This is a genomic window from Shewanella sp. HL-SH4, from assembly GCF_051164845.1.
In the GTDB taxonomy this organism is placed as follows: Bacteria; Pseudomonadota; Gammaproteobacteria; order Enterobacterales; family Shewanellaceae; genus Shewanella; species Shewanella glacialimarina.
Genome location: NZ_CP195037.1, coordinates 1861098 through 1885373, shown reverse-complemented (window position 1 = coordinate 1885373; position 24276 = coordinate 1861098). Strand labels below are relative to the sequence as shown.

The 24276-nt window shown below is 42.0% G+C and carries 15 protein-coding genes and 1 pseudogene; 15 read left to right on the top strand and 1 reads right to left on the bottom strand.

Going from position 1 to position 24276, the window contains the following annotated elements; genetic code table 11:
* Positions 1 to 127 precede the first annotated feature (127 nt).
* Complete coding sequence (locus ACRWQL_RS09190; RefSeq protein WP_226411884.1) at positions 128 to 394, top strand: hypothetical protein; 267 nt, start codon at positions 128 to 130, stop codon at positions 392 to 394.
* A 273-nt stretch (positions 395 to 667) separates the two neighbouring features.
* Positions 668 to 1231 (top strand): NapC/NirT family cytochrome c, encoded by a 564-nt coding sequence (locus tag ACRWQL_RS09185; protein WP_434927856.1) that lies wholly within the window; start codon positions 668 to 670, stop codon positions 1229 to 1231.
* A gap of 96 nt (positions 1232 to 1327) precedes the next feature.
* Here ACRWQL_RS09185 and rsmD read toward each other — a convergent pair whose 3' ends face one another.
* Entirely contained in the window at positions 1328 to 1909 is a 582-nt protein-coding gene (rsmD, locus tag ACRWQL_RS09180) for a 16S rRNA (guanine(966)-N(2))-methyltransferase RsmD (RefSeq protein ID WP_434953200.1), read from the bottom strand.
* Positions 1910 to 2087: 178 nt separating this feature from the next.
* On the opposite strand from rsmD, the gene ftsY reads away from it, so the two are divergent.
* The 13 genes and pseudogenes from ftsY (at position 2088) to ACRWQL_RS09115 (ending at position 24238) form a co-directional block, all read left to right on the top strand.
* Positions 2088 to 3713 (top strand): signal recognition particle-docking protein FtsY, encoded by a 1626-nt coding sequence (gene ftsY / locus ACRWQL_RS09175; protein ID WP_434953198.1) that lies wholly within the window; start codon positions 2088 to 2090, stop codon positions 3711 to 3713.
* Positions 3714 to 3719: 6 nt separating this feature from the next.
* Positions 3720 to 4406 carry a cell division ATP-binding protein FtsE gene (gene ftsE, locus ACRWQL_RS09170; protein ID WP_434927861.1) on the top strand — a complete coding sequence of 229 codons (687 nt, stop codon included), beginning with the start codon at positions 3720 to 3722 and terminating at the stop codon, positions 4404 to 4406.
* Positions 4406 to 5371, top strand: a complete 966-nt coding sequence (ftsX, locus tag ACRWQL_RS09165) for a permease-like cell division protein FtsX (protein WP_434927862.1) — start codon at positions 4406 to 4408, stop codon at positions 5369 to 5371. The genes ftsE and ftsX overlap by 1 nt, the downstream gene beginning before the upstream one ends.
* A 272-nt stretch (positions 5372 to 5643) precedes the next feature.
* A complete protein-coding gene (gene rpoH, locus ACRWQL_RS09160; RefSeq protein WP_434953197.1) occupies positions 5644 to 6504 on the top strand; it encodes an RNA polymerase sigma factor RpoH in 861 nt (286 codons plus the stop codon).
* 310 nt (positions 6505 to 6814) lie between these two features.
* Complete coding sequence (locus ACRWQL_RS09155; RefSeq protein ID WP_434953196.1) at positions 6815 to 8101, top strand: acetyl-CoA hydrolase/transferase family protein; 1287 nt, start codon at positions 6815 to 6817, stop codon at positions 8099 to 8101.
* 824 nt (positions 8102 to 8925) lie between these two features.
* Positions 8926 to 12470: pseudogene (hsdR, locus tag ACRWQL_RS09150) on the top strand (type I restriction-modification system endonuclease).
* A gap of 156 nt (positions 12471 to 12626) precedes the next feature.
* Positions 12627 to 13787: a protein adenylyltransferase Fic gene (fic, locus tag ACRWQL_RS09145; RefSeq protein WP_434953195.1), complete on the top strand. Its 1161-nt coding sequence runs from the start codon at positions 12627 to 12629 to the stop codon at positions 13785 to 13787.
* Positions 13788 to 13806: 19 nt separating this feature from the next.
* Positions 13807 to 15369 carry an N-6 DNA methylase gene (locus tag ACRWQL_RS09140; protein ID WP_434953193.1) on the top strand — a complete coding sequence of 521 codons (1563 nt, stop codon included), beginning with the start codon at positions 13807 to 13809 and terminating at the stop codon, positions 15367 to 15369.
* Positions 15366 to 16730: a restriction endonuclease subunit S gene (locus tag ACRWQL_RS09135; RefSeq protein WP_434953192.1), complete on the top strand. Its 1365-nt coding sequence runs from the start codon at positions 15366 to 15368 to the stop codon at positions 16728 to 16730. The genes ACRWQL_RS09140 and ACRWQL_RS09135 overlap by 4 nt, the downstream gene beginning before the upstream one ends.
* Entirely contained in the window at positions 16730 to 18484 is a 1755-nt protein-coding gene (locus tag ACRWQL_RS09130; RefSeq protein ID WP_434953191.1) for an AAA family ATPase, read from the top strand. The genes ACRWQL_RS09135 and ACRWQL_RS09130 overlap by 1 nt, the downstream gene beginning before the upstream one ends.
* Positions 18484 to 19602 (top strand): hypothetical protein, encoded by a 1119-nt coding sequence (locus ACRWQL_RS09125; RefSeq protein WP_434953190.1) that lies wholly within the window; start codon positions 18484 to 18486, stop codon positions 19600 to 19602. The genes ACRWQL_RS09130 and ACRWQL_RS09125 overlap by 1 nt, the downstream gene beginning before the upstream one ends.
* A 510-nt stretch (positions 19603 to 20112) precedes the next feature.
* Positions 20113 to 21912 carry a DUF262 domain-containing protein gene (locus tag ACRWQL_RS09120; protein WP_434953189.1) on the top strand — a complete coding sequence of 600 codons (1800 nt, stop codon included), beginning with the start codon at positions 20113 to 20115 and terminating at the stop codon, positions 21910 to 21912.
* A complete protein-coding gene (locus ACRWQL_RS09115; protein WP_434953187.1) occupies positions 21899 to 24238 on the top strand; it encodes a DUF262 domain-containing protein in 2340 nt (779 codons plus the stop codon). Before ACRWQL_RS09120 ends, ACRWQL_RS09115 begins: the two co-directional genes overlap by 14 nt.
* Positions 24239 to 24276 lie beyond the last annotated feature (38 nt).

Below are 24276 nucleotides of genomic sequence, written 5' to 3'. Positions count from 1 at the left end.
ATAACATATTGTTTTTATTGCTATGTTAATTTGTTAATTTGTTAATTTGTTAATTTGTTAATTTGTTAATTTGTTAATTTGTTAATTTGTTAATTTGTTAATTTTTTAATTTAAGGATGAAATTGTTATGTCAGATCTGCTACTAACACAACTAAAAGCGATTGATCGTAAAATGCTGATGATTGCCATTATTGATTTTCCAGGCAGCCTTCTGTTTGGCTTAGGCTTGTATGGCATATTTGCTGGCTTTGATAAAAACTTTTTACCTATGTTGGCGGATCAACAAATCATTTACGCCATGATCCTTGTAGGTGGGGGGATAATGCTGTGGGGTGGCTGGAAGATGCTTATACTAGCCCGTGAAAAACAGCATATTTTGGCTCAACATAAATAATTAAATTAGCGGGTCATGGCATAAAATGAGATCTGTGTTGCAATTATACTGTTGATATTTCGTGTCTTGTTGTTAAGCAACCTCCGTTGTATTAAGTTTAGTTTAAGGTTTGAGTGAGTAATAGTTAGTCAATTATTGATCAGCTTCAAAGTTTAAGTGATGAATTCTACCTATTACCTAAATCTAGAGGCATATCAGCTTTTTTCGTGCCACAACACTCTACACTTACTCAAAATTAATAATATATAAAATGTTGTAAAACGGAGATGTGTGATGAACTGGCGAACCCTATTTAAACCAAGCACAAAATATTCCATTATCGTACTGATTTTAGTCGGTGTGATTTTAGGTGTAGTTGGCTATTTTGCAACTCAGCAAACCTTACATGCAACAAGTACAGATGCTTTCTGTATGTCTTGTCATAGTAATCATTCTTTAAAGGATGAAGTATTAGCGTCAGCTCATGGTGGTGGCAATGCAGGTGTAACAGTGCAATGCCAAGATTGCCATTTACCCCATGGCCCAGTTGATTACTTGATCAAAAAAATCATCGTTTCTAAAGATTTATACGGTTTTATCATGATAGATGATTTCAATACTCAAGCATGGTTAGATGAAAACCGTAAAGAGCAAGCAGACCTAGCATTAAAGTATTTCAAATCTAATGATTCAGCTAACTGTCGTCATTGCCATACTCGCATCTATGAGAATCAGCCAGAAGGCATGAAGAAGATGGCGAAAAAAATGCATGAAAATAATTTCAAAAAAGCACCCGAAGACAGAAAAACCTGTGTTGATTGCCATAAAGGTGTCGCCCATCCTTACCCTAAAAAGTAACTTGGCTTAGGCTACTTAATAAAAAAACCTCGTTCAAGTGAACGAGGTTTTTTTATGGATGATTATTTAAAGTGTGCTTAACGGTATTGAGTGAGTTTATGGTACTGGTTGATAAGCATACAAACGGTAACTCACTTGTCCCGCTGTTTTTTGTTTCAGTGGTAACCAGCTTGAGGGAATAACCAGATCAGTAAGATCGGTTTCAGTTTCAAGATAAATGAGTGCATCGTTATTTAACCAACCATGGGCCATTAATAACTCTATAGTCTGTTTGGCCAAACCTTTACGAAAGGGAGGGTCAATATAAACCACATCAAAACCTTGATCTGTTCCTTTAGCTAATAACTGCAAACTATCACCATTAATCACTTTGGCATTGATGCAGTTAAGGGTGTGCAGATTTTTGGTCAGTTGGTTGGCAGCACTTTTTTGTAATTCAAACATTAACGCAAATTCGGCATAACGTGATAACGACTCTAGGCTTAATGCCCCGCTTCCGGCAAAACAATCTAATACTCGAGCGCCCCGAATATCAACCGATAGCCAGTTAAATAAAGTTTCACGCACACGGTCTGTGGTAGGGCGTAAGCCTTCTAAATCATGGATCGGCAGCTTACGAGAACGCCATTGTCCAGAAATAATTCTGACCTGCCCACTACTGCTATTTTGTCGTGCCATGTGTTCCCCGTGATTTTGTCTGAACAAAGAAAAAGAAAGTGGTAGACTATGCTCACCCTAAACAGCTGATATTTTATATTAAACTCAACCAAAATACTGAGTATTCTCCAATAACCCATATTGGCGTAAAAAAATCGCTGTAATTGAACTTATTTTATATTGAGCACTGGTAGTAAACATGGCAAAGAAAGGTTTTTTCTCGTGGTTTCGTAAAGACAAGAACGAGCAAGAGGTAGTTGAAACCTCCAAAGAAGTCGTCCAAGACGTTGCTCAAGAAAGTATTCAAGATGATGCTACTCAAGCGCAAGTGAGTGATGCAAAAATTGCCGCTGAGGCGCAAGCTGCCGAAGAGGCTAGAATAATTGCCGCTGAAGCTCAAGCTGCAGAAGAGGCTAAAATAATTGCCGCTGAAGCGCAAGCTGCCGAAGAGGCCAGAATAGCAGTCGCTGAAGCTCAAGCTGCCGAAGAGGCTAGAATAGTCGCGGCTGAGGCTCAAGCTGCAGAAGAGGCTAAAATAATTGCTGCTGAAGCTCAAGCTGCCGAAGAGGCCAGAATAGTAGCCGTTGAAGCTCAAGCTGCCGAAGAGGCTAAAATAGTCGCCGCTGAAGCTCAAGCTGCCGAAGAAGCTAGAATAGTCGCCGCTGAAGCTCAAGCTGCCGAAGAAGCTAGAATAGTCGCCGCTGAGGCTCAAGCTGCAGAAGAGGCTAAAATAATTGCTGCGGAAGCTCAAGCTGCCGAAGAAGCTAGAATAGTCGCCGCTGAGGCTCAAGCTGCAGAAGAGGCTAGAATAGTCGCCGCTGAAGCTCAAGTTGCGGAAGATAATGCACAAGGTGTTGTTACCCAAGTTGAGCCAGAACCCCAAGACAAGCCTAAAAAAGAAGGCATGTTTGCGCGCTTAAAACGTGGTTTGATGCGTACCAGTGAAAATATTGGTTCTGGATTCATTGGTTTGTTTAGTGGCAAAAAAATCGATGACGATTTATTTGAAGAGCTTGAAGAACAGCTGTTAATCGCCGATGTGGGTGTTGAAACTACTACTAAGTTAATTAAAAGCCTCACTGAGCAAGCATCACGTAAACAGCTTAAAAATGCAGAAGCGCTGTATGATCTTATGCGTGATGAAATGCACAAAATGTTAGCCCCTGTAGCTATCCCTTTGGTGCCTGATAATGCTGAGGGGCCATTTGTTATTTTAATGGTAGGGGTTAATGGCGTAGGTAAAACAACGACCATTGGTAAATTGGCAAAACAGTATCAAAAACAAGGCAAATCTGTCATGTTAGCTGCTGGTGATACTTTTCGGGCAGCCGCTGTTGAGCAACTACAAGTCTGGGGGCAGCGCAATAATATTCCAGTTGTTGCACAGCACACAGGTGCCGACAGTGCTTCAGTTATTTTTGATGCACTTCAAGCTGCTAAGGCGCGTAAAGTCGATGTGCTAATTGCAGATACTGCGGGCCGTCTACAGAATAAAAGCCACTTAATGGAAGAGTTGAAAAAAGTGGTTCGAGTGATGAAAAAACTCGACATCAATGCTCCCCATGAAGTGATGTTAACCTTAGATGCTAGTACAGGGCAAAATGCGATTAGCCAGGCACAACTATTTCAAGAAGCAGTAGGTGTGACAGGTATTACCTTAAGTAAATTAGACGGCACAGCCAAAGGCGGAATAATCTTCGCCATAGCAGATAAGTTTACTATTCCCATTCGTCACATTGGTGTCGGCGAACAAATTGATGATTTACGTACTTTTAATGCCAATGATTTTATCGAAGCATTATTTAGTCAAGAAAAGGCAGAATAACAGAACATGATCCAATTTGAGCAGGTCAGCAAAGTCTATCCCGGCGGGCAAAAAGCCTTACTGGATGTGAATTTTCATCTTCGTCAAGGTGAGATGGCTTTTTTAACCGGTCACTCTGGTGCAGGTAAAAGTACCTTGCTTAAATTGATCACCGTTATTGAGCGCGCATCGGCAGGTCGGGTGGCGATTAATGGCCATGACATTGCCAATGTCAGTGCTAAACACGTGCCTTATTTACGTCGTAATATAGGGATGATTTTTCAAAATCATCACCTATTAATGGACAAAAGTGTTTTCGATAATGTGGCATTACCATTAGTGATTGAAGGCTTTTCCCATGGTGAAATAAAAAAGCGTGTTGCAGGTGCGTTAGACATGGTTGGGCTATATGGCAAAGAGCGTCATAGCCCCATTATGTTATCTGGTGGCGAACAGCAAAGAGTAGGTATTGCCCGCGCGATTGTGAATAAGCCACCTATTTTATTAGCCGATGAGCCAACAGGTAACTTAGACCCAAAGCTGTCTATGGATATTTTAAGGTTATTTGAAACCTTTCATGATGCTGGTACCAGTGTGTTAATTGCGACCCACGACTTGGGACTCATCGCACGAATGAAATATCGTACCTTTACCCTAAAACAGGGAAGAATGATTGGCGGTGAGTCTCATTCTAGCTCGGGGGGAGAAGACTAATGGCTAAACAAAATAGCATTACCCAAAGCAAGCTGCCTATGAGTGGGCGAATCGTGATGTTTTTTATTCGTCATGTTCAACAAGGCATGTCGAGTATGGGAGAATTATGGCGTACGCCAGTGTCTTCAATCATGACAATGGCAGTTCTTGGGGTCAGTTTAAGCTTACCTGCAGCATTGCAGGTGTTGGTTAAAAATGCAGAAAATATCACTCAATCTTGGAATAGCGCCGCGGAGATATCACTGTTTATCAATGAAGGACGCAGCGAGCAGTCTATTCAAAGCTTAATTTCACGCATTAAAGTGTTTCGAGAAGTCGAGTCGATTGACTATATCAGCCGAGATCAAGCCTTAGAAGAATTTCAGCGTCTATCTGGTTTTGGTGAAGCTTTATCTTACCTGGACGAAAACCCACTACCCGCAGTGGTAACGGTTACACCGTCACTTAAATATTCTAGTCCAACAGGTGCGCGAGAATTACTACGTAAGCTTGAACGTGAACCTGAGGTCAGTTTTGGTCGTTTAGATATTGAATGGTTAGAGCGTTTACAAGCCATGGTGCGCTTGCTGGAGAAAACCGTATTGGCAATCGCGGCATTATTAGTATTGGCGGTGATATTGGTAATAGGTAATACCATTCGACTGGCTATTATGAATCGTCGTACCGAAATTGAAATTATGAAATTAGTCGGCGCGACAGAAGCCTTTATTCAGCGGCCGTTTCTATATACCGGGATATGGTATGGCGTCATTGGTGGACTTTTAGCGTGGATAATTATTAATTTATTAGTCTGGTACTTAGATAGTGCGCTAGCTGACTTAATGGGACTATATGGTAGCGAATTAAGTTTACAGGCACTGACTTTTGCTGAACTGGGTCAATTGGTTTTACTGGCATCATTTTTAGGCTGGTTAGGATCTTATTTATCAGTGCGGCAGCATCTTCGTAAAATAGAGCCGTCGTAAATCTATCGCCGACCAGCGGTAAACTTAGCATAGATGTTAACGGTAACAGGATTAACCGATTGAGATAATCTATGCAAAGTAAGTAAATGAAACTTAGTTTACTTGCAAAGTAGTACGTTAACGGGTTAAATAACCGCTCGGATGAACTTTGTTGGACATAAGATGTCTTAATAATATGAAGTTTATCAGCTAACATCTTGTGAATTTTTTAATCTATTTCATTGTATTCAAAGATTTTGTAGCATGATTTTATTAAAGCAGTAGGAGAGCGAATGACTAATCAAACGCAATCAATGGCGCTAGCGTTACCGCAAAGCAGTGGTAGCATAGAAGCTTATATTCGGTCAGTATCTAAAATTGAGATGTTAGATGCCAAGACTGAGTTTGATCTCGCCAAGCGTTTACAAGAAACCGGCGATCTTCAAGCGGCTAAACAACTTATTATGTCGCATCTTCGTTTTGTTGCACACGTCGCCAAAGGTTATTCTGGCTACGGGCTACCGCAGGCGGATTTAATTCAAGAAGGCAATGTTGGTTTGATGAAAGCGGTAAAACGTTTTGATCCTGATGTTGGTGTACGTCTAGTCTCATTTGCAGTACATTGGATTAAAGCTGAAATTCATGAATACGTGTTGAAAAACTGGCGTATTGTGAAAGTGGCTACCACCAAAGCACAACGCAAACTATTCTTCAATATTCGCAAATCTAAAAAACGTTTAGGCTGGTTCAGCGATGAAGAAGTCTCAATGGTGGCCGAAAACTTAGGTGTTTCTAGATCAGACGTGACCGAAATGGAATCTCGGATGGCGGCGCAAGATCCTGCCTTTGATTTGACCAATGACAGTGACGACGACACAACCGATTATGCACCAGCATTGTATTTGCAAGATCACGCTTCAGATGTTGCGCAAAACATTGAAGACGACAACTGGGAGTCTGACTCGCAGGACCGTTTATTATTAGCCATTAAAACCTTAGACGAGCGTAGTCAGCATATTCTTCGTTCTCGGTGGTTAGATGATGATAAAACGACGCTACAAGAGCTGGCTAATACTTACCAAGTATCAGCTGAGCGTATAAGACAGTTAGAAAAAAATGCCATGAATAAGCTTAAAAGCTGTATGGATATCTAATACTGTTATTAGTGCTCGTTAAGAATTAATTAAAACCTGCCGCGGCAGGTTTTTTTATGCCTATCGCTAAAATATTTGTATTAGCTGATACCGTTTCAAACACTATTGTGCATAAAAATCTTCACATCAAAACGCTTAAGTTTTAAGGCTAATTAGTTCGAGTTTAAAGTCTTCATGTCTGTGCATTCCGAGTTAAATTGTTATAACCCGTGCTTAAGATCAACTTCCTGATAATGGGTTTTGTTAGGGGCTATTAAAGTTTTAAATTAGCCCTTACACTGAAAACAGAGCCATGACCTAGGTAAACTTAATGCCCCCAATTATTTGTAATACTGCTTTAGAAGCTGTTTCTTTAATTGAAAATGGTGAAACAATCTGGACCCACTCTATGGGCGCGACACCCAAGCTATTACTCGATGCATTGGCTGTTCACGCTTTAAATCGGCATGATTTAACTTTATTGCAGCTTCATACTGAGGGCGCTGAGTCATTAAGTGACCCAAGATTGAAGGCTCATCTTCGTCATCGTTGTTTTTTCGGTGGCGTGCCAACACGCTTGTTGTTGCAACAAGGTGATGCGGACTACGTACCGATATTTCTCTCTGAAGTTCCTAAACTGTTTCGTTCCGGTGAACAGCATATTGACACCGCTATTATTCAGGTATCGCCGCCAGATAAACATGGTATTTGTTCACTGGGTATTTCGGTTGAAGCAACGTTGGCAGCATGCCAAATGGCCGGTAAAATCATCGCACATATTAATCCCATGATGCCCCGTACTCATGGTGATGGGTTTGTTCATTACCAGAAATTTGCAGCCGTGTATGAGCAAAGTATGGTATTACCACAACATCCATTAGCAGTAAGTGACCCGATTAGCTCAGCCATAGGTAAAAATGTTGCCAAGCTGGTGCGCGATGGTGACTGCTTGCAAATGGGCATAGGCTCGATTCCTGATGCGGTACTCTCTTGCCTTACAGAGCATCGTGACCTTGGTGTCCATACCGAACTATTTTCCGATGGGGTATTAAACCTGGTTGAGAGTGGCGCCATTAATAATAGCCGTAAGAAGGTGCATCCAGACAAACTGGTGACAGGTTTTACTTTAGGAAGCCAGAGACTCTATGATTTTGTTGATGATAATCCATCAGTGATTTTTATGGATATTGAACAGGTTAACGATACGGCTATTATTCGAAAAAACCCAAATGTTATGGCCATAAATTCCGCCTTACAGGTGGATATATCAGGTCAGGTCTGCGCCGACTCGCTAGGCACGAGCATCTACTCCGGTGTAGGCGGTCAAATGGACTTTATTCGCGGGGCAGCACTTTCTGAAGGAGGGCGATCGGTTATTGCCCTGCCGAGCACCGCAGCTAAAGGCACTATTTCAAGGATTGCGACAGTGTTATCTCCTGGCGCAGGGGTCGTCACTACCCGTGCCCACGTACATTACATTGTCACCGAATATGGTATTGCCAACATGCGGGGTAAATCACTGCGTGAACGTGCCCGCGCCTTAATCGATATCGCTCATCCAGACTTTAGAGAGCAGTTGTGCCAGGAAACCTTCGATATTTGGCGGTTGAGGGTATAGTTTTTTATAGATATTAGTAAATAACCTCAGCTCGGGATAATAAATGCATATCAAACAGATCTTTGCCCCGCTAACTGCGTTGAACTCATTTGCAATAGCTCGCTATTGACGCATAAATTCGCCTTGTTAACAGCGCAAAGCTCAAGTTTGAGGGTAAACAGTTGAATTTTGACTATTTCAATACCGTTTATTCATCTCTTAACCCGAACTGAGGTTAAATAAAAAAGCCTCACTTAATGAGGCTTTAGTAAGGTGTTTAGTGTTTTAGCGTGACCGCTAAAACATTACTCAACATTTTGGATCTGAATGTTGGTTTGAATTTTTATTTAATTTAAAAACAAATAATTAGACTGTTTTTGTTTGTTTTAAAATAATTTTAGTCACCACTTTAGTCCCATTTCACTTGTTGTGAACGCTTAAGTTTTTACAATACAATTAATTCGTCACTAAAATTATCTTCAACTCTATTACCATTGCATAGAACTGAGTAAATAGAACAATCCAAAGTGTTTTTTTGACTTTGTAACTGTTCAATAAACTCTGTCGAAAGGGAGCGGTCATTATCTGAAATCATCTGAATGTCTGCTTTGATATACTCGCCATTTGCTTTCCTTATTTCGAAACAGCTCCTTATATACATTTAAGCTTGTGACATTTCATCACTCAGTAATCAAGTACTATTCAGCGAGTTAAGTATTTTACGTATATCTGTATCTTTTTGATCTGTATGCTCATATGTAATAACAAATTGATGATTCTTAAATTTTTACAGGGTATGATTGCATTCAATAAAAAAGATAAAAATTTAACGCTGCGAAGGAATGATGGCATTGGATATACAAGATAAAAGCCTTGAAAAGGGCTCTACTAATTTCAGTTTTCTCAAGCCATACGACCCTATCTTTATCGATTTGGCCAGCAGCGCCGAACGTGCCTTTATAAGCGACCCTAACACCACCTTGATTAAGCTGCGCCAACTCGGCGAAGCCATGGCGCAAGATATTGCCGCCAGATGTGGTGTTGAATTTGATGAAAAAACCACTCAAGCCGATCTGCTGTATAAAATTCATCGAGAACTGAATTTAGAGCCTGTTGTACGACAGTTATTTCATTCATTACGTATTGAAGGCAACAAAGCTACACATCAGTTTATAACCCATCACAAAGAAGCATTAGAAGGCTTAAAACTTGCTCGTAGCTTAGCCATCTGGTTTCACCATGCCTTTGGTAACCTTAAAACACCATTTAAAGCGGGTCCGTTTACACCACCTCAAGATCCCAGTGCGCAGCTACAAGCGCTACAAACTCAAATTGAGCAATTACGTAGTGAACTAAACGATAACCACCAGCAGTTAACTGATAATCAACAGCTAACCGAATTAATCGCCCGTGAAAAAGAAGAATACGCCGTCCTTGCTGAACAAATGGACGCTGAAGCTCGTGTCTTATCAAAGCAGGCTGCTGAGCATGAAAAAGCATTAGCGCAGCAAAAGTTACTATTTGAGTCTCGTATTAAAGCGCTTCAAGCCGAACTGGCTCAACAAGCTCAGACCGACAGTAAAGCAGCCAGTAAAAATAGGTCAACCTTAAGTAAGCAAGCCAGCAAAGCGGGTAATAATATTGAGCTAAGCGAAGAGCTAACTCGGGTGTTAATTGACCAGCAACTTAATGAAGCCAAATGGACTGCTGATACCCAAAGATTAGATTACCGCAAAGGCACTCGACCCGAAAAAGGTAAAAATCTCGCCATTGCAGAATGGCCAACATTATATAAGGGCCAGCAGGGGCGAGCTGACTATGTTTTGTTTTGTGGCCTAACACCTATTGCTATTGTTGAGGCTAAAAAAGAGAACTCCAATGTCGCGGGTAAAATTACTCAAGCAGAGCGTTATTCTAAAGGCTATAAACTACCATCAACGCAACAAGGAGCATGGGAACTAGAGGGCCGCACCGTTGCTTGGGCGGATGAAAACGATGGCCACTATCACATTCCCTTTGTTTATTCATGTAATGGCAGACCGTTTAACAAACAGCTAGCCGAATTATCGGGCACTTGGTTTCGGGATACGCGCAAGCCCAGCAATGCAAAGAAAGCACTGCAACAGTTTCATTCGCCAGATGGCCTGCTCGATAAGTTAAAACGTAGCCGTGAAGATGCTGAGCAGCAACTCCAACAGGAGGGTTTGATTACCTGGGGCTGCGTGATTATCAACAAAAAGCCATTGCAGCGGTTGAGTCGACCTTAGAGCAAGATAAAACCGAGTGCCTGTTGGCAATGGCTACAGGCACAGGTAAAACTCGTACCATTATTGGTTTAATGTATCGCTTCTTAAAAGCTGAACGTTTTAGACGTATTTTATTCCTCGTTGATAGAACCGCATTAGGTGAGCAAGCATGCGACTCCTTTGACGAAGCCAAGCTGGAACAAAATAAGGTTCTATCGTCTATCTACAACATTGCCGAATTAGGCGATATGGCCAGTGAGGCCGAAACCCGCATTCAAGTGGCCACAGTGCAAGCCATGGTCAAGCGTATTTTTATGTCTGACACACCGCCGCCACTTGATGAATTTGACTGTATTATTGTTGATGAAGCACACCGAGGTTATGCGCTAGACCAGCAAATGACAGAAGGTGAATTAGCAACCCGTGATGCGAGTCAATACTTGTCTAGTTACCGTCGCGTACTCGATTATTTCGATGCCGTGCGTATTGGATTAACCGCAACGCCTGCCAAGCATACGAGTGAAATTTTCGGTAAGCCCGTTTATACCTATAGTTACCGTGAAGCCGTGGCAGATGATTGGCTTATCGACCATGAACCACCGATTAGATATGAAACCCAACTCAACAAACACGGCATCAAGTTTGAAAAAGGTGAAACCGTTAGCGCTATTAATACCCAAACAGGTGAAATAGAAACCGCCGATTTAGACGATGAATTAAAGTTTGATGTAGAGTCCTTCAATAAAAGGGTGATAACCGAGTCATTTAATGATGTTATCTGCCAAGAGTTAACCAAAGAGCTAGACCCATTCGGCGATGAAAAGACCATGATCTTTTGTGCCACAGACATACATGCAGACATGGTGAAACGCCTATTAGACAAAGCATTTTGTGAGCTGTATGGCGATGAATACAACCAAGCCGCTGTGGCTAAAATTACCGGCCAAAGCGATAAAGTCAGTCAGCTTATTCGCCAGTACAAAAATGAGCGATATCCTAATATCGCTATTACCGTTGACCTATTATCAACGGGTATTGATGTCCCTAAGATTTGTCATCTGGTGTTTTTACGTCGCGTTAAGTCGCGTATTTTGTATGAACAAATGATGGGGCGAGCGACTCGTCGTTGTGATGACATTGGAAAAACCGCCTTCAAGATTTATGACCCCGTAGATATTTATAGTGCGCTTGAAGCTGTCAACACAATGAAGCCGATCGTTAAAGACCCCAACATCACCCTTGAACAGCTGGTGGAAGAGTTAAGCGATGATGCCCATTTAGCACAAGCCTTAGACGCTCCTGGTGAACAGGCAGGCACTAGCCATGCCGATGATGTACTTAATCAGCTTGGTCAAAAAGTCATGCGGGTGATGCGTAAAGCGGTGAAAAAGGCAGAAAACAAGCCAGAACTTAAAGCAAAGCTCGAACAGCTTGAAGAGGTGTGGGGCGTAGCGCCTGATAAGCTTCACCAGCACTTACATCAAATTGGCCCTAAAGAGGCATCGCAATTTTTTAAGCAGCATAGCGGCCTTATCAATCAGTTGGCAGAAGTCCGTTACTTAGTCGGCAGTAACGCAATGCCAATTATCTACAACGGCAATGATGAATTCATAAGTCGTCAGCAAAACTATGGCGTACACGAAAAACCGGCTGACTATCTTGAAAGCTTTAACCATTTTATTAGGCAGAATATTAACCAATCGGCAGCCTTGTCAGTAGTAGTGAATCGCCCTAAAGACCTAACGCGAGAACAACTGAAAGAAGTCAAATTAATGTTAGATGCAGCCGGTTATAGTGAGGCCCATTTGCAAAGCGCATGGCGTAAAAATACCAACCAAGACATTGCTGCCAGTATTATCGGCTATATCCGCCAAGCAGCTCTAGATGAGGCGTTAATTCCCTTTGAGCAACGGGTTAGTAAAGCCATGCAACGTATTTACAGCGAGCATGAGTGGAACCCGCTTCAACGTAAGTGGCTTGATCGTTTAGCAAAGCAGTTAGTGCATGAGGCTGTGATTGATAAGGCATTTGTCAACCAACGTTTTGCCGATCAAGGCGGGGTAAAGCAATTTAACCTTATACTTGAGGATCAACTCGACAGCATACTTAATGAGCTAAACGAATATCTTTGGTTGGCAAGTTAGCGTGATTATGTTGATGCAATCGACATAACCACGCAAAATATGTATCACATGTCGATAAATTAAGCTTTTGTAAACATGTTTTCTTTACATGTCGATTGAATCGACATAAGCTCAGCGCAATCTCTTTATATGTCGAAAAAGGAAGGTTTTTTAAACATGGAATGGCACGCTGAACAAGCATACAACCATTTGCCCCCTCTACCACTAGATAACAAACTAGGGGAGTTGGCCGAAACCTTACCCATACTCAAGGCTTGTATTCCAGCTCGCGCCGCGCTTGCCGAGTTAAAGCAAGCGGGTGAGCTATTACCTAACCAAGGCTTGCTTATCAACTTGCTGCCACTGCTAGAGGCACAAGGCAGTAGCGAGATTGAAAACATTGTCACTACCACAGACAAACTGTTTCAATATGCTCAAGAAGACAGCCAAGCAGACCCCATGACCAAAGAGGCGCTTCGCTATCGCACCGCGCTTTACCAAGGTTTTACTCAGCTAACCAGCCGGCCGCTGTGTGTCACAACCGCATTAGAAATTTGCAGTACCATAAAATCGGTGCAGATGGATGTGCGTAAAGTACCTGGCACCAGCTTAACCAATCAGGCCACGGGGGAGGTTATCTACACTCCACCAGCAGGCGAGAGTATTATTCGTGACTTGCTAAGCAACTGGGAAGCCTTTTTACACAATCAAGATGATGTGGACCCGCTCATCAAGATGGCCATGGCCCACTATCAGTTTGAAGCCATCCATCCTTTTATCGATGGTAATGGCCGTACCGGGCGGGTGCTGAATATTCTCTATCTTATCGATCAGCAACTGCTAAGTGCGCCTATCTTGTATTTAAGCCGCTATATCGTCGCTAATAAGCAAGATTACTATCGCTTGTTACTTAACGTGACCACCAAGCAAGAATGGCAACCGTGGATCATCTTTATGCTTAATGCCGTCGAGCAAACGGCTAAGTGGACCACCCACAAAATCGCTGCCGCCCGTGAGCTCATTGAGCACACCACCGAACATGTGCGACAGCAGTTACCCAAAATTTATAGCTATGAGCTGGTACAGGTGATTTTTGAACAACCCTATTGCCGCATACACAACTTAGTCGAGAGTGGCTTAGCAAAGCGTCAAACCGCCTCTGTGTATTTAAAGCAGCTATGTGACATTGGGGTACTCGAAGAGGTGCAATCGGGCAAAGAGAAGCTATTTGTTCACCCTAAATTTGTCACCCTGATGACCAAAGACAGCAACCAGTTCAGCCGCTATTCATCAGATAATCAGCAATCCCCTATTCAGTCAGCGCCGCAACAGGCCTAAACGTAAAGAGCAAAATCCAATGAGCAACAACGACATTGTACAAAAACTGTGGAACCTGTGTGACGTACTGCGTGACGATGGCATTAACTATTCCGACTACGTGACTGAGCTAGTCTTGCTGCTGTTTATTAAAATGGTGCACGAGAACACCGAAGCAGGCTTACTCAATAAACATACTCTGCCAACAGGTTGCCGCTGGACCGATTTAAGCGATAAAGACGGCTTAAACCTGCTCGATGACTATAAGCGCATGTTGCTCACCTTATCAACCGGGAAAGACAGCGAGGGTAACACCCTACATGCAGACCCATTGATCTTAGCCATTTATGCCGATGCACAAACCCGACTGCGCGAACCGCGCCACCTAAAGCAACTCATAAAATCACTGGATTCTATCGACTGGTTCAGCGCCCAGAAAGATGGCCTAGGCGACTTGTATGAAGGCTTATTAGAGAAAAACGCTAACGAGACTAAGTCCGGTGCGGGCCAATACTTTACTCCACGCGCCTTGATTGACTCCATGGTACGAGTCATCAACCCACAAGCCGGTGAAGTCATTCAAGATCCCGCGGCAGGTACCGCAGGTTTCTTGATAGCCGCCGACAGCTTTATTAAAGCCAAGACTGATGACCATTTTGATTTAGATGCTAAGCAGGTCGAATTTCAAAAGAATAAGGCCTTTATCGGTGTCGAGCTGGTGCCATCGACTCGCCGTTTAGCACTGATGAACTGTTTACTCCATGGCATGGAAGGTGACGATGAAGGCGTAGTGCATTTAGGTAACTCATTAGGCCAAGTCGGCATGAGTTTACCCAAAGCCGATATTATTCTTGCCAACCCGCCGTTTGGTACCAGTAAAGGTGGTGATGCCTCTATCACCCGAGATGATTTAACCTATCCCACCAGCAATAAACAGCTGGCATTCTTGCAGCACATCTACCGCAACTTAAAGCCAGGTGGCCGCGCCGCCGTGGTATTGCCTGATAATGTGTTGTTTGAAGCCGGCGTAGGTACCGATGTGCGCCGCGACTTAATGAACAAGTGCAACCTGCACACTATTTTACGTTTACCGACAGGTATCTTCTACGCCGCAGGCGTTAAAACTAATGTGCTGTTTTTTACTAAAGGTAGTGCCAAAGACAAGCTACAAGAAGAAAACTGCACCCCCAATACCTGGGTCTATGATTTACGTACCAACATGCCTAACTTTGGCAAACGTACCCCGTTTGGTGAACAACACTTAACTCCATTTGAAGCTGTGTGTAATGTTCTGTTAGCAGAAAGAGTGGAAGGTGAATGGTCGTTTAACGCAGATGAAGTTGAAATTGAGAATACCGAAGTAAATCAAGGTATAGATGAACGTCTAGCCAAAAGTCGTTGGCGCGTGTTTAGTCGTGAATTTATCCGTGATACCAAAGGTGACTCACTGGATATCTCATGGCTTAAAGATGCCAATAGCGTAGATGCTGCTGACTTAGGTACGCCAGAAGAGTTAGCGGGTGAAGCCATGACAGAGCTTAAAGGCGCCTTGGCAGATCTTGAGGCTTTGGTTGCGTCATTAGCTGGTGGAGTGAAAGGATGAGTGAATTAGGTTTATTGCCTGATGGATGGGCTCTAACCGACCTTGGTGGAATTATCAGCATTTCTTCAGGGAAAGGGTTAACTAAATCCAAAATGGTAGAAGGTGATATCCCTGTCTTTGGGGGCAATGGCATTACTGGTTGGCACAACGACACCAACATAAATAAAGTGACCATTGCTATCGGTCGTGTTGGTTTTTATTGTGGCTCAGTCCATCTGACGCCAGCTAAAGCTTGGATTACTGATAACGCTTTTGTTACTAGTTTTGATGATGGCTCAATAAATCAAAAGTTTCTTTATCAATTACTGACTAATACTGACTTAAGGCAGAACGATTCGAGTACAGCACAACCTGTTATTTCAGGGGCTAAAGTATATCCTATAGGAATACACCTCCCCCCACTAGCCGAACAAAAAGTCATAGCCGACAAGCTGGATGAGCTGTTAGCGCAGGTGGAAAGCACCAAAGCCCGCCTCGATGCCATCCCCGCCATCTTAAAATCATTCCGCCAATCGCTCTTGGCAGCGGCAGTGAGTGGCAAACTGACAGAGGAATGGCGGGGAAGTAATAAGTATGAAATTCAGGGCAACAAATTACTTCCTGTTGGATGGAAATCCGAGCCTGCGAGTATGGTTTGCCTTAAGGTACAGAGTGGTTCGACGCCACGTGATAATCCTTTTGATCAAAATGGTACGATCCCATTTTTAAAGGTATACAACATTGTTAATCAGAAAATTGATTTTGATTATAAACCGCAATTTGTCACAGCGGATGTCCATAAATCTTCGTTGAAGCGCTCAATCGCACAGCCAAATGATGTGTTAATGAACATTGTTGGTCCGCCACTCGGTAAAGTTGCAGTGTTAACAGACCAGTACCCCGAGTGGAACTTAAACCAAGCTATTACATTATTTAGAGCTGACCCTTCAGCTCTTCATCACCTGTTTTTGTATCACGTCCTGTGCGAAGGTGAGTTGGTCAGAGAAGTCATGCCTGATACAAAAGGTAGTGTTGGCCAAGTAAATATCTCACTTTCTCAGTGCCGAGATGCTTTGCTACCTATACCTCCATTGAATGAACAAATCGAAATCGTCCGTCGTGTCGAAGAGCTGTTCGCTTTCGCCGATAAAGTGGAAACGCAGGTCAATGCAGCACAGCTACGGGTCAATAATCTCACCCAGTCGATACTCGCTAAAGCCTTCAGAGGCGAGCTAACCGCCGATTGGCGCACCGCGAACCCATCATTGATATCAGGTGATAACAGCGCCGAAGCCCTGCTTGAACGCATTAAAGCCGAACGTGAAGTTCTTGCTACAAAGAAAAAGCCCACAAAGAAAGCCAGTATAAGGAAAAAGGCCTGATGCGCTTATTATCTCTAAGTCTGCAAGGTCAATACAAAGGGCTAAAGGAGCAGGCATTTGATTTTTCAGACTCTCAAGGACAAGTTATAGCTCTCGTAGGTCCTAATGGCTCAGGTAAGTCACAGCTTCTAGAGCTTATTGGCGAGTGTTTTGCCTTTATTGAGCGAGCACAAAGACGTGACTTTAAGGTCAAAAATAGCCTTAATTTCGGTTTTGTACTGGAATATCAAACCCACGAACCCAGTAACCATTCAGTAGGTAATTCAGGTATGGTTTGCGGTGGGCCTTTGGCTCAATGTGGTGGAGTCATAAACCCTAAGTACAAGGTCGCCCTACCCATTTCGAGTAAAAAGCTGCGGGTTTTTGTAAACAAGCAATCTGAGTGGGAAGAAATTCCCCTTGAATCACTACAGTTGCCGAGAGTCATTGGCTACTCATCAGGACTTAACGAAAACTTGCAACGCAGCTTTCTTAAAAATGCCAATCAGATTTATAAGGCTCTCAATGCAAGATCGCGGCGAAATAAGCAATTAATGCGGTTGCAGGCAGAATATAGAAATCGTCATGATGAAGAAAGTCGTGAGCGCCTACCAATGCTAATCCAAGATGTTAACGAACGTTTTCTAGCACGATATCCACACCTTTTTGAAGAGGACCTAACCCAAGTTGGCACTGGTGCTGAGATGCTGGAGTATGCCAATCCATTGGGTCTTAGGGAGACTTATGTTAGCCCGAGTACTCATGTGTACTTGGATTATGATAGTGCTCAGCTAGCCATTGCTGCATTAGCTATTCTTGATGATGAGAACCTGGCACGAGCTCTTGCTGGAACCACTTATAATCGTCCAGTCAAACTTGTGCTTGAGTATGACTTGAAAAATTGGACTATTGAGGAAGAGCTAACTAAGGACATTAAGAAGTTCATTGGCGATGCATTTCCCTACAACGTTAAAGGCTTGGGCCGAAGAACTACCGATGATGAGTATGAACTTTATGAGTTAGACTTTCTTCGTGGCACTATCGAACTCGATTTGTATGATCCTGATGTAAAGCGCAACCTCAAACAGTCGAACATTGATAGTGGATTGAGAATGTTTGAACGGTTATATCGAATACAGCAGCTTGGATTAAAAAACCTAAATGCCAAAATGAGACGTGAGCTGAACAAAGATAACTATGAAGGTTCAATAAAAAAACCTCTAAAAGCCAAACTGCCGCTATCAGTGAAAGAACTCGTCCTTGCCGATGAAGGCGGTCGCACAGTTTGTTTTGATGACTTATCAGATGGTGAGGCACAGCTGTTACAAATTTTAGCAATAACAACACTATACAGAGATGAACAAACGCTATTTCTATACGACGAACCTGAGACACATTTAAATCCTGCATGGCGAACTCATTTTCATGGTTTTTTACAGCAAGCGATGCATACAGAATCACCAAACTCACAGGTATTTTTAGCAACCCACTCGCCTTTTATGATTTCCTCCTTGAAAAGAGAGAATGTCTTTATGTTCCAGCGTTTCGAGGATGGAACTATCGGTTACAGGCATCCCTCCAATGAAACCTATGGTGCATCCTTTGATGTGCTCATTAAAGAGCACTTTGGATTACATTCGTTAATTTCTCAGAGTGTCGTCAAGGAGATACGTGAACAGTTAAAACAAGGTGATAGTCACGCCAGGCAGTGGATTGTGGAGCATTTAGGTAAGTCGCCAGAAAAAGCGTATTTAATGAAGAGGCTGGATCAGTAATGTTGTTTTCACTAGCTCCTTTAACACCTAAATTTAAAGTTTTTCATAAGCTAAATGAAGAATTGTTATATTTTCTTCAACATGCTGTACCTGTCACCGACTTCAGTAGAGGTAGCCTTTCAGCAGGAGCTATTGGACAGGCCTGTTGGAATAATGCAAAGAGACCAAAAGGAAAGGAAAAGCTAACCAAAGATAAGTTCCAAGAACTGCACCTTGAACTACAAAATCTGCCACTAGAACTTCGGCAACAATTGTTTGAAATAGTAAGAGATAATCAAAATCTTCAAACACTTTTTGCGACCCCAAATCACGATTTATTGTCATTTTTACCAAAAAGCTGCCTTACAGCATTGAAAGAGCTTGGCTCCCACCTTTATGGCTCTACTAAAACTTTGCAACCGATAGTAAATGATTGTGACGGTATAACTATTGATACTCACTTTAATAGCTTTAAGCAGGTTAATGGTGAAGTGTGCCGTGTCTGCGGGCTTGAAAAAATAGCAGCTTTTCGTGCGAATATATCTACTGAACAACAGTGGCGTGCTGATTACGACCACTTCCTTTGTAAGTCTAAATATCCTATTTATGCGGTACATCCTGATAACTTATTCCCGATTTGCCAAACTTGTAATCAGGATGCAAAAAAGGCTGAAGATTTATTTTATTGTACGAAAGGTAAAAAAAGGCGATCGGCTTTTTATCCTTTTACAGAATCAGCTGAGAGTTATGTTGAACTCGTTTTATTAAGCGATAAAGACCCTGAGCCAAAAATTCAGGTCAATTGGACAACACGTGATGCCCTAGTGATAGAAAAGTTAAATACATGGAATGATGTGTTCCAAATAAAAAACCTAGTCGAAGGCCGTTTTATATCACTGGAGAATTTTATTCAGGACGAATTAAACCCTGATAGTCTTGCAGATCTTCAAGCTGCCATTGCCACAAAAATAGCACGTCCGTATACAGGTCTCACCTTAACAAGGAAGCCAGAGGCTTTTTGGCAAAATAAGCTTTATACCTGCCTTGCTTCAATAAATATTGAACCGCTTTGGGAACAATGTAGCTTTATCGAAGAACTGCATGGTCAGCCTGGTGCAGAGTTCATTATGGGTGGTTGATCAGTTGTAGAGCTTGCACCGTTTGGGTAAGTAAATTCATGGAGGAAATATGACTGTAATAACATCAGTGCAATGTAAGCCAGCATTCGAGCTCGCATTTTGAGTAAAGTCAGGACAGATTGGTAGATCTGCCGCGGCTACCTTTTTGTCTAGCAATACTGGATTGAAGCCAAGTTCGGCGGAGTTCTACTTGAATGTATTGTTGGGAATATCAGGATGTATTGTTTACCAAAAAACCATCTATTTTGTGATACATATTATTATCTCGCCAGCTTTTTTGATGGGATGAAGCTTGAGCTACTCGCCTTCGTCATTAAAGTAAAAGTCCAAGTTAATGTCGCCCAAGCCCGAGTGAAATTTCACCCAATTGGCCAGAATCCTTTAATGAAGATCTCAAAGGCAACTACGAAATAATCTGCGGTAGCAACTTCACTACGGCTTTGTTGGATAGAATGAAAGAAAAGCGTTACGTTATTGCTTGGAAACGTAAAACAAGGAAGAAAGACTGATATGAAACATCCAAAAATCTCTCTGAAAAGTATTGATAAACTACGTATCAATACTGAAACTAATCTCCCACAGCAATTTTTTATTCCTGCCTATCAACGTGGTTATCGTTGGTCAACGCTGCAGGTTACCCAGCTTCTGGAAGATATACGTGAATTCACCCAGCGTAAAAACCCCCAGCCAGATGAATTTTATTGTCTGCAGCCACTGGTTATCAAAGTCAGGGAAGAAAATGAATATGAATATGAGGTGGTTGATGGTCAGCAACGCCTTACAACTCTGTTGTTGATTTTGCGCCATTTCAATGAACGCCTAACCGAAAAGTATCAATTGAAGCTGTACCAATTGGCCTATGAAACCAGAGAAGCTCTGGATGCCTTCTTGGAGAATCCTGTTGAGGAAGAGGCTGAAGCTAATCCCGATTTCTTTCACATTTATCAGGCGATGCAGGTGATTGAAGACTGGTTTTCTGAACGTGAAAACGAAGTTGATGATATCAAAACTACTTTTCTTAATAAGGTAAAGGTTATCTGGTTTCAACTGGGGGAAGGGGAAAACCCAGTCGCAGCTTTTACACGCCTGAACGTAGGCAAGATACCGCTGACAAATGATGAATTAATCAGAGCTCTTTTTCTACGTCGCATCAAAAATGAAGAAAACCATTCGATAACACAGTTGCGCATCGCTTATGAGTGGGATCTGTTGGAGAAGGCACTACAATCAGATGCTTTTTGGTACTTCATCAGCAACCGAGTGGCGCCAAAACAGAACCGGATCGGGTTCTTGTTTGAGCTGGTGGCTAATGAAGATGAAATGCCCTATGTTGTGGCCCAAGATGCTTATGGTGTATTTCATACCTTCAATGAAAGGTTAAAGAAGCAAGATGCATCAATAGCTGATGAATGGTTACGTATCAAGGCCACTCACCTTCAACTCGAAGAGTGGTTTGAAGACCGGACTCTTTTTCACATGGTTGGCTTTTTGGTCAATGAAGGGATGACAATCAATGACATCCGTTTCTTGGCAAAAGATTGCCCGAAGAGTAGCTTTGAGCAAGCCCTACGAAAGAAGATCTTCAGGAAAGTGCTGCTCAGTAATCCCCCTGAAACATTTAATGCACGAGATATTATACGAGATATGCTCTCTGTACGAGCTGAACTATTAACTTACAGCACTACAAATCATGACATTCGTTCCTGGCTGCTACTCTTTAACTTGGCAACTGCACTTAGCGATGAGCGTTCCAACCTGCGTTTCCAATTTGACAATTTTAAGTGTCAAAGATGGGATATTGAACACATACGTTCTGTTACAAACGACAAACCTGGTCGTAATGATCAGCAACGGGAATGGCTCGGCCACTGCAAGGAATACTTTGAAAGCCAAGAGATGCAAAAAGATTTGGTCAAAGAGATAGATACCTATCTTATTTTGCCATCTATCCCGCCTAACCCAGAGGCATTTGATAAAATATATGAAGAATTGCTTAAGGTTTTCAATGAAGAAAGCTTCTGGGAGGCCCAGCATGGTGTGGCAAATCTGACTTTGTTGGATGAGAGTACGAATCGCAGTTATGGTAATTCTGTATTTGCTATAAAAAGACAAAAACTATTGGAGCTGGATCAAGCTGGCATTTTTGTACCTTTGTGTACTCGAAATGTCTTTCTCAAGTGTTATAGCCCACAAGTAGGTAATGCTATGTTTTGGAGTGAAAAGGATAGAGACGGGTATGAAGTTGCCATGATTGACACGCTCACCGATTTCTTTTGTGGTTTTGCAGGAGGGTCCTATGAAACTCGATAATCTAACTACTTACCGTCAACTCCTTAAACAACATGGGTCAATTCAAATACCCATCATACAGCGCGACTATGCACAAGGACGTCCTGCCGAGGTCGAAGTGCGAGAGGAGTTCCTAAGCGCTTTGGAATCAGCGTTATGTAAACCTGCTGACGATCCGTCTTTACCTCTTAATCTTGATTTTATATACGGCAGTGTTGAAGGTTATGAGGAGACACGTTTTCTGCCTCTTGATGGTCAGCAACGTCTGACCACTTTGTTTCTATTGCATTGGTATTTGGCTTGGCGTGATGATGATCTGGAAATGTTTTCCGAATTGTTTGTTCGTGAAGGGAAGAAATCCAGATTCTCCTATGACGTGCGTCCAAGCAGTAATGAATTCTTTGACCAGCTGGTTGTTTATCATCCACAAGAATCAGTTGATAAAGTGAGTAGCTTATCCGATTTGATTTGCGATCAGGCATGGTATTTTATCAGCTGGCGATTGGACCCCACTATTCAATCAGTATTAAGCATGTTGGATGCTATTCATAAAAGATTTGCATCACCAATGGGTTTATTTGCCAGGCTGATTGACGAAGCCTCACCGGCAATTACATTCCAATCGTTGGATTTGCTGAATTTTGGCTTATCAGATGATCTGTATATCAAAATGAATGCCAGGGGGAAGCCCTTAACAGCATTTGAGACTTTTAAAGCTCGATATGAACAATTGTTGAAATCACAATTGCCAGATTTATATTTTGATATAAATGGGCATTTATTCCCTATGCATGAGTACGTTGCTATTAAGATGGATACACAGTGGGGAGATCTGTTTTGGCAATATAGAAACTCTTTGAGTAATACCTTTGATGAAGCTTTTTTAAGACTATTCCGAGCTGTGGCGTTAGTAACTTTGGATTCCAAGTCAGATAATTATTTAGTGGATGTCGAAAAGCTGCGGAATGCTAGAAATAAACTATCTTACAATGACTATCATAATGGGAGTTGGTTGGATGAACAGTTTTCGTTATCGCTGATATATTTATTGAGTTTGCTAAAGTATGATGAAGGGGACTTGTGTTCATTGTCCTTGGATACAGAATTTTTCAATGAGTCATCGATATTGCAGTCTGTCATTAAACTAGGTCGAAGCCTTTCCTATACTGAAGCGGTACAATTTGCAGCGTATGTAGGCTATATAAGACAGTGTAAAGGCAAGGTTGAAAAAGACAATTTTAATCATTGGATGCGTGTCATTCGTAATCTTTCAGAAAATACTTCATACAATAGAGCTTATGATCTTCGTCGTAGCATCGAAAGTGTAAGTTCTTTGCTAGATCATGCCGACAATATCTTAGGGTATCTTGCCAATCCAGCTAATTCAGTGGAAGGTTTCAGTAAACAACAGATAGATGAAGAACGCATTAAGTCTTCTCTTATTTTGGCAGGCTCGGATTGGTGGACATTTATAAAAACAGCGGAAAGTCATGGGTACTTTAAGGGACAAATAGGATTTTTGTTGGAGTTTTCAGGAATTAATGATGAATCTGATGGTTGTTTAGTTTTGCAGCATGAAGAATTGCAAAGAAAATTCTCGTACTATTTTACTAGAGCCAACATGATGTTTGACAAGTTTGGTTTGCGAAAATCAGATAAGAACTTATGGCAGCGTGCTTTATTATGTATCGGAGATTATCTACTACCGCAAGGTAGAAACCTATCTTTCCTAGTAAATGATTCTAGCAAAGAAGCCTGCTGGAAAAGGTTGTTGAGAGATCAAGGTGTAAAGCGAAGTTATTTGAAGTCTTTATGGGACGAAATAGAACCTGAACTAAACCCTATGGAACAATTAACTGGAATAATTGCAGCATGCTCTCCACAACCTGAATGGCTACAGCTAATTATTGATACGCCAGAGGTTATTGAATTCTGTTCAAACATGGCTATTCGCTTTGAGTCGCATGATGAGATTTACATTCTTAAGCGCAGCCAAATGAATGGCGAGTATGCTGATTTATATACCTACTGTCTTTATCACAAATTATTAACCAGCAAACTGTTAAGCGATTCCGTAAAGTTGCATTATGTGACGGTTTATGACACTAGCACCAAGCCAAGAGTCATAATGGTTTGGGAATGTGAAGATGATGAATTTGTCTTTGAGCTGAATTTTTATAAAGGAAGCTTTGGAGTTATCACTCGTATATATACTCCTCAACTTGCTCAAAAACTAAAATTAGCAGGTTTTATTGAGCATTCAGGAGTCGTCGGTTTGATGGTTAACCCTTCTGAAATCGAGAGGGTGTTAAAGCAACTGGATTCACTGTTTTTTGCTACGGAATGACATAGGACTGAGGAAAAATTTCTGAACATACATCAGGC

Excerpts from the sequence above, each read along its gene's own strand:
- ftsY (WP_434953198.1), top strand. The coding sequence starts at position 2,088 with ATGGCAAAGAAAGGTTTTTTCTCGTGGTTTCGTAAAGACAAGAACGAG.
- rsmD (WP_434953200.1), bottom strand. The coding sequence starts at position 1,909 with ATGGCACGACAAAATAGCAGTAGTGGGCAGGTCAGAATTATTTCTGGA.
- ACRWQL_RS09155 (WP_434953196.1), top strand. The coding sequence starts at position 6,815 with ATGCCCCCAATTATTTGTAATACTGCTTTAGAAGCTGTTTCTTTAATT.
- rpoH (WP_434953197.1), top strand. The coding sequence starts at position 5,644 with ATGACTAATCAAACGCAATCAATGGCGCTAGCGTTACCGCAAAGCAGT.
- ACRWQL_RS09140 (WP_434953193.1), top strand. The coding sequence starts at position 13,807 with ATGAGCAACAACGACATTGTACAAAAACTGTGGAACCTGTGTGACGTA.
- ACRWQL_RS09130 (WP_434953191.1), top strand. The coding sequence starts at position 16,730 with ATGCGCTTATTATCTCTAAGTCTGCAAGGTCAATACAAAGGGCTAAAG.
- fic (WP_434953195.1), top strand. The coding sequence starts at position 12,627 with ATGGAATGGCACGCTGAACAAGCATACAACCATTTGCCCCCTCTACCA.
- ftsX (WP_434927862.1), top strand. The coding sequence starts at position 4,406 with ATGGCTAAACAAAATAGCATTACCCAAAGCAAGCTGCCTATGAGTGGG.
- ACRWQL_RS09115 (WP_434953187.1), top strand. The coding sequence starts at position 21,899 with ATGAAACTCGATAATCTAACTACTTACCGTCAACTCCTTAAACAACAT.
- ACRWQL_RS09135 (WP_434953192.1), top strand. The coding sequence starts at position 15,366 with ATGAGTGAATTAGGTTTATTGCCTGATGGATGGGCTCTAACCGACCTT.
- ACRWQL_RS09190 (WP_226411884.1), top strand. The coding sequence starts at position 128 with ATGTCAGATCTGCTACTAACACAACTAAAAGCGATTGATCGTAAAATG.
- ACRWQL_RS09125 (WP_434953190.1), top strand. The coding sequence starts at position 18,484 with ATGTTGTTTTCACTAGCTCCTTTAACACCTAAATTTAAAGTTTTTCAT.
- ACRWQL_RS09185 (WP_434927856.1), top strand. The coding sequence starts at position 668 with ATGAACTGGCGAACCCTATTTAAACCAAGCACAAAATATTCCATTATC.
- ftsE (WP_434927861.1), top strand. The coding sequence starts at position 3,720 with ATGATCCAATTTGAGCAGGTCAGCAAAGTCTATCCCGGCGGGCAAAAA.
- ACRWQL_RS09120 (WP_434953189.1), top strand. The coding sequence starts at position 20,113 with ATGAAACATCCAAAAATCTCTCTGAAAAGTATTGATAAACTACGTATC.